The following is a 10828-nucleotide window of genomic DNA, read 5'->3' as shown; positions in this document are numbered from 1 at the left end:
TTTATCAGGTGCCATCTTGAGCTGGGTTACCATGATCAGTGAACTTTCAACAGCTATTATCCTATACACTGGACGTACTAAAACACTCACAGTTGCCATTTATACCGAAGTTATCCGAGGTAATTACGGTATAGCGGCATCACTTGCAACACTGCTAACATTCTTTACGATTCTCTCACTTGTTCTCTTTTCTAGGATTACAAAAGGCAAGGATATTAGCATTTGATTTGCAAGACCTAATAAGCCCTCTATAAGTTTGAAGTGCATTTGTTTAGATATCTTAAGGATATCCACTCAAATGCACTTTTATTTATTTCTTAATTTTGATGAGGAAGGGAATTTAAAACAGGGTTTGACCTTAAATGATTTTATTAATTATTTGTATGTTTATAGGGTATAAAAGCCTTAGAGAATTTTATGTCACTTAGATAGTAGGAATAGATGGATACATAAATACCATTTATGATGGTAAGAAGTGGAGGTAATTTTGAGAGAGAACTTTAAGCGCTTAAATGAGCTCTATAGAATATCAATTGAAAATGGCTTCGATATAAAAAAATACCCCATCGGTATTGCTGAAGGCAACATGATTACCATTTATGATGGTGATTTAATTGCTGAGTATCAGCCTGTAAAAGTTATTACACTTGAAATCGAGTTACCGCCAACCATACAGACAACATGTGATTCCATTACTTATAAGAATCGATGCATCGTCATCGTCGGTAAGGGGTTATTTGAAACGGATGAAGACTTTGTGGCCGTCTTGCATGAGTTTGTCCATTGTTACCAATATGAGTCCTGTGAAACTGGTTTAAAATCAAAACTAAAGATTGCAAATCATTACGTACATTTGGGCAATCATATGTGGGAAATTTCACATCCATTTCCCTATGACCGCAGTGAGAGTAAATTTATTTTCGATAAGTATCTAAAGGCTTTATCACTGGGTTATTATGGTGATGCCTACCAATTAAAAAAGGAGCTCAGTATTGTTCTTGAACAGAAGGACTTTGAGTATTTGGTCTGGCAGGAGTGGAAGGAAGGGTACGCGAGATTTGTTGAAAATGAAATTCGTAAACTTATCAATCTTAAAGAGTGTGCACCTGTCAGTGAGCTCAATGGTGTTGAAAGTTTTTCAGAAACAGGCTCATATATTTTTAAATCCTATGGTGGAAAGACATTAACACCTGATATACTCAAGGAGATCTTTAAAAAAATTGTGGAACTTAAATAGAATAAAGGAGACTTTTATGACATTTAAAATCATACCAATGACGGCTGAACATGCCAACCACATATTTAAATGGACATACCCACCACCTTATGAACTCTATAATATCGATGAAACGCCTGATGCTTTAAGTGAATTTTTGAACGGCTCTTATTATGCCGTTATTGATGACTTTAACCAACTTATTGGTTTTTATTGTTATGGTAAATCTGCCATAGTCCCACTGGGTTCGACTTTAGGCGCATATGAGGATGTGTCTTATTTAGACATTGGTATTGGTCTAAAGCCAGCACTATGCGGCAGGGGCAATGGTCATCTTTTTTTTCAAAACGCAATTTACTATGCCAAGCAACACTTTAATGCCTACAAGATAAGATTAACTGTGGCATCATTTAACCAAAGAGCCATCAAACTCTATGAAGACTTTGGCTTTAAAAAAGTTTTAGAATTCAATCGTAAAGATCATCATCAAACAATTGAGTTTTGGGTGATGCTCTATAATGATTTTGACAGAATAATCGACCGATCAGACCAGTCATCCATTAAGTATGATGGTTTAAAATCCCATTTCAATAAGTCAGACCTCATTTCCATGTGGATTGCAGATATGGACTTTGAGGTGCCTATATGCGTGTCAGATGCTATTATTCAAAGGGCAAATGATAAAATTTACGGTTATACCCAAAGGTCACAAACCTACTATAAATCTATGATTAATTGGTTTAATCGTAGACATAATTTAGATTTAGAACCTGACCACTTGTTGTATAGTCCTGGTGCTGTAACCTCTATAAACGTCGCTGTCAATGCCTTCTCAAACCCTGGTGACAAAATCATCATTCAAACACCAGTTTACCACCCCTTCCATATGGCAGTTAGAGATAATAGTCGTATTATACTTGAAAATCAACTTATTAAGACTGAGTCAGGATATGAAATGGATTTTGATCAATTGGAGTTACTTGCTAAAGAAGCCACGCTTTTAATTCTATGTAATCCTCACAACCCAATCGGTAGGGTGTGGCGACCAGATGAACTTCAAAGACTAAACGACATATGTATAAGAAATGATGTTCGTATCATATCAGATGAAATCCATTGTGATTTGGTTTACAAGCCGAATAAACACCTCCCCATGATGTCAATTTCAGATAAGCCTGTTATCACTTTAGTTTCGGCAACTAAAACCTTTAACCTCGCTGGTCTTCAAGCATCCTTCATTATATGTACTGATCCTGAAGATAAACGTAAGATGAACCATTTTTATGAAATCTATGACATTAACCTTAACAACGCCTTTAGTTTAGTTGCAGTAGAAGCTGCTTTCAACTCTGGAGAGCCATGGTTAAATGCCATGCTCGAATATGTACATGAAAATATGATCTTGGTTAAAACATATTGTGAAGAACACATGCCTGAACTTAGGGCGAACATGCCAGAGGGTACGTATTTACAGTGGATTGACTGTCGCAATCTCAATCTTGACGATGAAGCGCTTATGCATTTTATGATTGATAAAGCCCATCTCGCTGTGAACAGTGGTCATATTTTTGGAAGTCAAGGTTCAGGTTTTATTAGACTTAATGTTGCATGTCCTAGACAAGTGGTAGAAAAGGCGCTTAATCACTTGAGACTTGCTGTTGAAAGTACAAGAGTGGTCTAAATCATCATTTTCTAATACTTTTTTAATTATGCATTCCAATGTTATTTTGTTACAATTAATATAGGCTACAAAATAGGAGTATTTTAAAAATACTCTTTTTTGTGCCTTCTATTTCAATCGATTAATGCCATAGGAGGTCAGCATGAAAAAATTAAACCCTGCACTTACCATACTAACCGCTATGACTGTATTGCTCTTAGTTCTCTATCTGACCAGTAATGCAGCCTTAAATGATATAAGGAAGGAAAACACACGCTTAAATGAAGCCCTTTTAAATCAAAAGGTTGCTTATGCAAATGACCTAAAGACACTAGGTGATAAAACAGATGGTCTAAAAAAACAACTGGATCAGGTCACTCAAGATTATGTCGCGCTTTCTGAAGAACATGAAGCCTTACTAAACCGCCTTCCTGTTTTAAATGATTTTGAACGATCACTTATAAAAAACCAAGGTGTGGCTGATCCATCTTCCATCATTAGTGACCTTCTTAACCATCCTGAGTTAATCCCATATGAGGGTGTACTCGGTGGTGTCATGATGTTTACAGACGCGTATTTAATCAACGACAAATGGGTGTTTGCAAGATTTGAGGATGGTCATATCATGGGAAGCGGCTTATTCCAATATGAAATAAAAGCACCCTCTACAATCCACTGGAAGCTTGTTAAGGCAGAAATGTACTAAGGCAGAAATCTACTAAGGTAGTCTTGTAATCATAAGCATGACTTTGAAGGAGACCATGAATGAAGCTCTTGATCGTATACATTGTATTTAGTGTTATCACACTTATTCTGAAGTCTAAAAAAATAATTGATAACGCTCAAGATTCACCCCTGTATTTCATTTTCAATCTAAAAACCATGGCACTGATTATCTCATATAGCTTTTCAATCGCTTTTCTTGTAACGGATACAGGAATAGGGCTTTTGATTACCACTTTGGCCATTATATGTTATTATATAATTACAGGGATGAGCTATTCTAAATATTCGACGCACAGGTTCAATCTGATGCTTGTTGGAAGCATCCTTATATTTGCAGTACTCTTAATTTTAAGCCAAAGGTATGTGCTTTTAAGTACTAGCAGTTTGGTTTTAGTGATGATGTTCTATATTTTTGTTTTATATGATAAGACAATTTGGCTCAAAAGCAATTTTAAAAAGACCCTGTATACCGGTAGTGGGATTTTATTATCTTTGATACTTTTATATAGTGTCGTACACTATGCACCTAGCTTTATGGACCCACCTCAGAAAAGATATGCCATCACGTTTTTAAATGCTGAGTATGATAGGGCACCAAACTACATATATTATGACAAAAAATTACGAGGTGAACCTATTGAAATCATCGCATTTTTTACTTCTGATGATCTCAGTGATCACTTCAAAATAAAGATGACCTACTTAAATGGCAAGATATTCAACTACGAAAGAATTGACCTTTAGGATTTGACAAAAAAATTAAGGAGTTTATAAATGAACAAAAGACCAAAGCTTATTTCGTTTTTGGCATACATAAGTATTTTTATCGGTATTTTTTCGATATTAGGGTACATATTTTATAACAAAAATGGCAATGACATAGGCAATAAAAATGAATTATTCTCAATGGGAATAGTCCTTCTCTATAGCATGATTTATATCGGCTCAGGTTACTTCATACTAAAAAATCAAAAGCTGGGATGGCAGCTTGGACTATTTAACCAATTACTTCATGTGACAAAATGCTATGGTGTTCTGATATACATATTCATTAACATAAGTAAAGTTGATTTTGGAACCAGTGACATAAGCGACTATCTCATAAAATATGCAACATGTGCCCTTATCGAAATGGGCATTGTCTATTATTTCTTAAATATGAAAACCATGAATTTCTTTAAGATAGATCGTCCTGTACGTGTAAAAACCCTTAAGCTATCTATCTTGAGTTCAATCATTATTATTATGATTCAAATTGCAACGCACACCATTTCTTTATAAGAGAGTAGGTCCCTTATGGTATATATCATTTTTTTGCGCGGTATCAATGTTGGCGGCAAAGCTAAGGTTTCCATGTCCGTTCTTAAGAAAGCTCTTCTTAACGCCAATTTTTCAAGTGTTAGTACATTGCTCAATTCCGGAAATGTCATTGTGAAATGCGATTTTAAGGTTTCGGAGATTGAATCAAAATTATCGAAGATTATCAAGGAAACATTTGATCTTGACACGCATCTTATGGTTTATACACTTGATGACCTTAAATATCTGATAGACTGCGATCCATTTGATGACAAGTACGATGATTTTTCAAAAAAATGCATTGGCTTCACAGGAAGTATTACTAAAGATAAGTCTTCTGAAAACATACCAAGAGGGGATAATAGTTGGTTTGATGGCTTTGATGAAATTATCTATTTCATTAGCAATCAACTTTATTTATATTATGTAAATGGACAAGGTCGCAGTAAATTAACGTCTTTGGCCTTAGAGAAGAAAATTGGACAGCCAGTCACTGTTAGAAACTGGAACACTGTCCAAAAGGCTTATAATCTCGCTTTGGAGGTGTCAAATGAAACATGATCTTATCATAACAGACCGAAAAATCCATAAGGTGGCCGTCATCAACCAAAACCTTGAATACTTGTGGTCGCTTTGGACAACCAATGAAGGTTTAAAAAAACTTTTTAGAGCAGACAATCATATTGAGCTTGAACCATTTGGCGCTTTTGAGATCTATTTTGACCCAGATAAACCGCAGGGGTTAAAAGGCACAGAGACCTGTCAAATTCTTTCTTTTATTCCCAAAGAAATGCTTTCCTTTACTTGGAATGCACCACTGGATTATGATTACGTACGAAACCATGATTATAAGACCTGGGTGGTGGTTAAATTTAAGGAAGTCAACAATGGTCACACTGCAGTGACACTTACACATTTGGGGTGGCCAGAAGGCGAGGCATGGGAAAAAGCCCTTCTTTATTTTGAAAGGGCTTGGGGCACAATTATGAGAAGAATGGAGAATATAAATGAGGAAACTGTAGAGCCTTCATCTTTCTTTATCAAGGATCCTAACGGCCGAGTTGTTGCGATTGAATAGGACTCGTATTGGAGGCTATTTAAAAGCTTACTCGATTTCTACCGCCACCTTTAGATTCATATAATTTGTCATCTGCATATTTGATCATTCTATCTGTTGTTTCACAATCGATTGTGCAGCTTGCAACACCGAAAGATGCAGTGACTTTTATTTGATTGCCTTGATATTCAAAATGATGGTGAAACAAGGCAAGTCTTAGTTTTTCTGCTATTTGTACCGCTGTGTCTTTATCAGTTTCTGGTAAAAGAACGATAAATTCTTCACCGCCCCAACGGGCAACTGTATCAACACGTCTCAAACTGTTTAAAACCAGATTTGATACTTCCATGAGTACATAATCACCACCACCATGACCATAGGTATCATTGATGAGTTTAAAGTGATCCAAATCAAACATTATGACAGATAGGCCGTTTTGATAGCGTTTGTTTCTTTCAACTTCATTGTTAAATAGTGTTGTAAAATAAGCTCTATTGTAGAGCTTGGTTAAGCTATCCATTCTTGAGAGTTTTAAAAGTTCTTCTAAAAGAATGCTTTTTTCGGAAATGTCTCTAATGACTGCCGTCATTTCAAGCTTTCCATCAACATATATTTTTGAAATTGTAACCTCAAGGGGCACTTCTGTACCATCAGCTCTTAGGCCAGTGATAGACGAACGTTCTTGCATTGGCCTTGACTTTATGGTTGATTTTTTAAAGTGTTGTACATAGTCACTATGACGTTCTCTATAACGTGCTGGCATGAGTTCTGTAAGGGGTGTACCGATAACATCCTTGGGTTTAACACCAAATATTTCACCTGCTGCTTTGTTAATGAGCATTACACGTTGCTCTTCATCTATAGAGATAATACCATCATAAGCGGATTGTACTACAGCTTCGTAACGTTCACTCACAACCTGCAACCTTTCTTCGAGTTTCTTTTTATCTGTAATATCAATACATGTATTGATAATTCTTTTTACAGGTTGATCCTCTTCGAAAACAGGTGAGTATATAGACCGCCACCATGTGGTAGTTGACCTATACTCATTTATGAGCTCAATTTCTCTTGAGCTTTTAAGCTTAATGACATCCTCCATCATGGGGATAATCGCTTCAATGCTATAACTTGGAAAGAGTACTTTTATACTCTTGTTAATGCCATCTTCAACGCTACCGATGATAAGGTTTTCATATATTGAGTTTGCAGAAATCAGAACGAAATCATTAGATGTTTCTTCTTTTTCAAAGATAGCAAACCCTGCACCAATTGTTTCAATTGAATCCTTTAAAACTTTATGATCGCTGGTATTAAACACAAAAACCACCACCTAAATTTAATTATCTTATTTAAATTCCTAAATCAACTGTTCTTATTTATATTTTAATACCCGATTTGCATAAAATTATGCGAGGTCAAATATTTTTGATAACAATTCTCATTTATTTTTCAATCAGTCAATAGATTATTTAGCATAGTCCGCGTTTTATAGGGTATCATATATCTATTCATAGAAACATGGCATAAAATAAAAACTTTGGAGGTAGATTATGAGTAACAATTTGATCAAACATCACATCGTACCGACTTTATTGACACCAAGACTTAGAATTAGAGCTGTCGAAGCCAAAGACGCACCAGCGCTATATCAAATAAGATCTGACCTTGAAAATTTAAAATTTGTCGAAATTACGCCTTACGAAGATATCGAAAGAGCAAATAGATTTGTCAAGAATGTTGAATTAGACATGGATCAAGGAAAAGTCTTCTTTTGGGTTTTAGAGCTTGAAGGCACTCTGGAAGTCGTAGGGACTATCTGTTTATGGTCATTTTCTCAGGACCGCCGCAAGGCAGAAGTTGGCTATGAGTTATTAAGGTCAATGCAAGGTCAGGGATATGCCGATGAAGCCCTAAAGGCAGTTATTAAATTCGCCAGAAACGAACTTATGCTAAAACAGATGGATGCCATTACGCATGAAAATCATGATGCTTCGATCAAACTCCTAACCAATAACCACTTTAAGTCTATCGGCTATATAAAAGAAATTGACCCTGCAGCAGAAGACGGGCCAGAAATGAAGTTATTTTCTTGTATTTTGTAGTCAAATTGATTTTGGAATAGTCAAAATTGTGTAAATGACATTATGTAATATAGAACGGAGTAAGTGAAAATGAAATCCTTTAAAACCATTAAATTTATAATATTTGTACTCATCATCATAGCATTGTTAATACCACAGTGGAGGGATTATAAACCTTATCGTTCATACGAGGCATTTTATAATCAAAAGGGTCTCAGACAAGTCTTTTATGAAGGCTCAGAAAACAAGGCTTTTGTCGTATTTGAAAATTCACCAGAAGCTATTTCATGGATTTACCTTAAAAAAGGACTCTTTGGTTATAAACTTATTCAGTCAGGTGCTTATGGAGATCAAAGCACATTATTTAATAAATGCGGTTTTAGTTTCGCTTTTGGAAAGTCATTGGATGAGCGAGATCACAATTATTATTTTGGTGCAATTGATAAGCCTGAAATTACTGCCATTACCCTCTATTCCCCTGATTATATAAAACTGGGGGAAGCTAGACTTAAGCAGCAAGGTGAAAAGTTGTTTTGGATTTATGATATGGGCAATTATGATGATGAACGCGTTATTATTGAAGCCACTAATGAAAGTCAAAGCTTAATTGGTCGTGTTGAAGTCAGAGAAAATGATTTGGTATTTGGTGAATGACGCTAACGGTATATTGACCCTATTCCAATAAATTAAAGACCCATTAGATAAGTGCCCTAATATATTTTGCCTTTGTTAAACTAAACAGAATTTATTTATAATCTTAATGTTAATTTGAGCCTGTTCATATGACCAGGCTCTTTTTTTGAATGTGATTTGAGAAACACACTTAGACTATGTTAAAATAGAGTGAATACACACATGAGGTGATTAAGTGAGATACGAAGGAACAGTATATAGACCACCCAGTGAAGCAAGCAGTTTGATTTTGCAGGTAACGATTGGGTGTGCACATAACAAGTGTACATTTTGCGGAATGTACAAGGACAAGCAATTTAGAATGAGACCAGAAACAGAAATTTTTGAAGATATTGATACTGCAAAGGCTATGTATCCTTATGTTGATAAATTCTTTTTAGCAGATGGTAATGCTTTGATCATGCCAACAGATAAGTTGTGTAGGATACTGGAGAAAATTCATAGCAACTTCCCAGAATGCAAACGAATTGGTATATATGGTTCACCATCAGATATCTTATCAAAGTCGGATGAAGACCTCGAAAAATTAAAGTTACTTGGACTAGGCATTATATACATGGGGATCGAATCAGGTTCTGATCAGGTTCTTGAAAGGGTTAATAAAGGCGCAAGCTCAGACCAAATCATAAGTGCAGGACAAAAGATTATGAAGCACGGCATCTTGCTGTCTACCATGATTATATCTGGTCTAGGTGGTGAAGCCCTTTGGGAAGAACACGCACTGGCATCTGCCAAGGTTCTAAATGCAATCAATCCAGACTACATTGGATTATTGACCCTTTTAATAGAACCCAATACACCGCTTTATCACGCCATAGAAAATGGTGACTTTAAGCTCTTAAAGCCGCTCAATGTGCTTAAGGAAACCCTGCTTATGATGGAAAACATCAAAGTAGACCACGCCGTTTTCAGAAGTAACCACGCCTCAAATTATGTGGCGCTTAGAGGCGTCTTGCCTGATGACCACGAACGCATCATAGGTCAACTACAAAGAGCCATTGAATGTTATAGGGATGAAGACCTTGAAAGTCAATACAGACAACTTTAAACACTTAAATAGATTTAGGAGAAAAGATGAGTAAAATAGCAGTACTAGCAGAAAAACCTTCTGTTGGTAGGGATATCGCACGCGTATTAAATTGCAATAAAAAAGGAAATGGTTTTATAGAAGGGGATAAATACATTGTCACTTGGGCACTTGGCCATCTTGTAACCTTGGCTGACCCAGATGCCTATGATCAGAAATACGCTAGCTGGAAGCTCGAAGATTTACCCATGTTGCCCAGCCCCCTTAAACTTGAAGTCATTAAGCAAACTGGGAAGCAGTATAGAGCAGTAAAGGAAGTCTTACTTCGAAAAGATGTGAATGAGCTTGTTATTGCTACTGATGCTGGTCGTGAGGGTGAGCTTGTGGCTAGATGGATCATCGAAAAAATCAATCTAAAAAAGCCCATCAAACGTCTTTGGATTTCCTCTGTGACAGATAAGGCCATCAAAGAAGGCTTTTCCAAGTTAAAAGATGGTAAAGCCTATGACTTACTTTATGCTTCTGCAAGGGCAAGATCAGAAGCGGATTGGTATGTTGGCATGAATGCCACAAGAGCCCTTACCTGTAAATTCAATGCCCAGCTTTCATGCGGTAGGGTTCAAACTCCGACACTGGCTATGATTGCCAAGAGAAGTGAAGAAATTCAAAACTTTAAATCAAAATCCTTCTTTGGAATCAGTGCCGTTTCAAACGGCCTTAAGTTCACGTGGTTTGATGAGAAAAACAACACTCAAAGTTTTGATGAAAAGAAGATCCAATCTATTATTAATCAACTGAAGGGCAAAACGGGTACGATTGAGTCCATTGACAAATCACATAAAAAAACATATGCACCTGGATTGTACGACCTCACTGAGCTCCAAAGAGATGCTAATAAAATTTATGGTTTTTCAGCAAAACAAACCTTAAATTATATGCAAAAGCTATATGAAGAACATAAGGTTCTAACATATCCAAGGACAGATTCAAGGTTTATTTCAACAGATATTGTGGATACGCTAAAAGATAGACTACGGGCATGTGGCATTGGTGATGTCTCAAAAAT

General features: G+C 36.1%; 12 protein-coding genes and 1 pseudogene. 12 read left to right on the top strand and 1 reads right to left on the bottom strand.

The window, feature by feature from the left end:
* The 8 genes and pseudogenes from AC220I_RS12740 to AC220I_RS12705 form a co-directional block, all read left to right on the top strand.
* Positions 1–226 (top strand): annotated as a pseudogene (locus AC220I_RS12740) (iron ABC transporter permease); the annotation flags it as partial.
* Positions 227–487: 261 nt separating this feature from the next.
* Positions 488–1237, top strand: coding sequence for a hypothetical protein (locus AC220I_RS12735; RefSeq protein ID WP_486724222.1), 750 nt, complete (start codon positions 488–490; stop codon positions 1235–1237).
* A 16-nt stretch (positions 1238–1253) separates the two neighbouring features.
* On the top strand, positions 1254–2897 hold the full coding sequence (locus tag AC220I_RS12730; RefSeq protein WP_486724221.1) for a PatB family C-S lyase: 1644 nt from the start codon (positions 1254–1256) through the stop codon (positions 2895–2897).
* A gap of 142 nt (positions 2898–3039) precedes the next feature.
* Entirely contained in the window at positions 3040–3582 is a 543-nt protein-coding gene (locus tag AC220I_RS12725) for a hypothetical protein (protein WP_486724220.1), read from the top strand.
* A 59-nt stretch (positions 3583–3641) separates the two neighbouring features.
* A complete protein-coding gene (locus tag AC220I_RS12720) occupies positions 3642–4346 on the top strand; it encodes a hypothetical protein (RefSeq protein WP_486724219.1) in 705 nt (234 codons plus the stop codon).
* A gap of 30 nt (positions 4347–4376) precedes the next feature.
* A complete protein-coding gene (locus AC220I_RS12715; protein WP_486724218.1) occupies positions 4377–4883 on the top strand; it encodes a hypothetical protein in 507 nt (168 codons plus the stop codon).
* Between the two features lie 15 nt (positions 4884–4898).
* Positions 4899–5462, top strand: coding sequence for a DUF1697 domain-containing protein (locus AC220I_RS12710; protein ID WP_486724217.1), 564 nt, complete (start codon positions 4899–4901; stop codon positions 5460–5462).
* On the top strand, positions 5452–5979 hold the full coding sequence (locus AC220I_RS12705; protein ID WP_486724216.1) for an SRPBCC family protein: 528 nt from the start codon (positions 5452–5454) through the stop codon (positions 5977–5979). Before AC220I_RS12710 ends, AC220I_RS12705 begins: the two co-directional genes overlap by 11 nt.
* Positions 5980–5998: 19 nt before the next feature.
* Here the strand turns inward: AC220I_RS12705 and AC220I_RS12700 are convergent, their stop codons facing one another.
* Positions 5999–7279, bottom strand: coding sequence for a sensor domain-containing diguanylate cyclase (locus AC220I_RS12700; protein WP_486724215.1), 1281 nt, complete (start codon positions 7277–7279; stop codon positions 5999–6001).
* A 232-nt stretch (positions 7280–7511) separates the two neighbouring features.
* Between AC220I_RS12700 and AC220I_RS12695 the strand changes: the two genes are divergently transcribed.
* The 4 genes from AC220I_RS12695 to AC220I_RS12680 form a co-directional block, all read left to right on the top strand.
* On the top strand, positions 7512–8063 hold the full coding sequence (locus AC220I_RS12695) for a GNAT family N-acetyltransferase (RefSeq protein WP_486724214.1): 552 nt from the start codon (positions 7512–7514) through the stop codon (positions 8061–8063).
* 69 nt (positions 8064–8132) lie between these two features.
* On the top strand, positions 8133–8696 hold the full coding sequence (locus tag AC220I_RS12690; RefSeq protein ID WP_486724213.1) for a hypothetical protein: 564 nt from the start codon (positions 8133–8135) through the stop codon (positions 8694–8696).
* A 214-nt stretch (positions 8697–8910) separates the two neighbouring features.
* Positions 8911–9783 carry a radical SAM protein gene (locus AC220I_RS12685; RefSeq protein WP_486724212.1) on the top strand — a complete coding sequence of 291 codons (873 nt, stop codon included), beginning with the start codon at positions 8911–8913 and terminating at the stop codon, positions 9781–9783.
* Between the two features lie 26 nt (positions 9784–9809).
* Positions 9810–10828 (top strand): DNA topoisomerase (locus AC220I_RS12680; RefSeq protein WP_486724211.1); only part of this gene is annotated, 1019 nt, incomplete at its 3' end.

Source organism: Fusibacter sp. (assembly GCF_057447755.1).
Note: the sequence above shows the minus strand (reverse complement) of the source record. Positions and strands in the feature narration are given on the sequence as shown.

Bases quoted from the DNA above. Each gene is read 5' to 3' on its own strand.
- AC220I_RS12720 (WP_486724219.1), top strand. From the start codon at position 3,642: ATGAAGCTCTTGATCGTATACATTGTATTTAGTGTTATCACACTTATT.
- AC220I_RS12725 (WP_486724220.1), top strand. From the start codon at position 3,040: ATGAAAAAATTAAACCCTGCACTTACCATACTAACCGCTATGACTGTA.
- AC220I_RS12710 (WP_486724217.1), top strand. From the start codon at position 4,899: ATGGTATATATCATTTTTTTGCGCGGTATCAATGTTGGCGGCAAAGCT.
- AC220I_RS12705 (WP_486724216.1), top strand. From the start codon at position 5,452: ATGAAACATGATCTTATCATAACAGACCGAAAAATCCATAAGGTGGCC.
- AC220I_RS12715 (WP_486724218.1), top strand. From the start codon at position 4,377: ATGAACAAAAGACCAAAGCTTATTTCGTTTTTGGCATACATAAGTATT.
- AC220I_RS12690 (WP_486724213.1), top strand. From the start codon at position 8,133: ATGAAATCCTTTAAAACCATTAAATTTATAATATTTGTACTCATCATC.
- AC220I_RS12730 (WP_486724221.1), top strand. From the start codon at position 1,254: ATGACATTTAAAATCATACCAATGACGGCTGAACATGCCAACCACATA.
- AC220I_RS12695 (WP_486724214.1), top strand. From the start codon at position 7,512: ATGAGTAACAATTTGATCAAACATCACATCGTACCGACTTTATTGACA.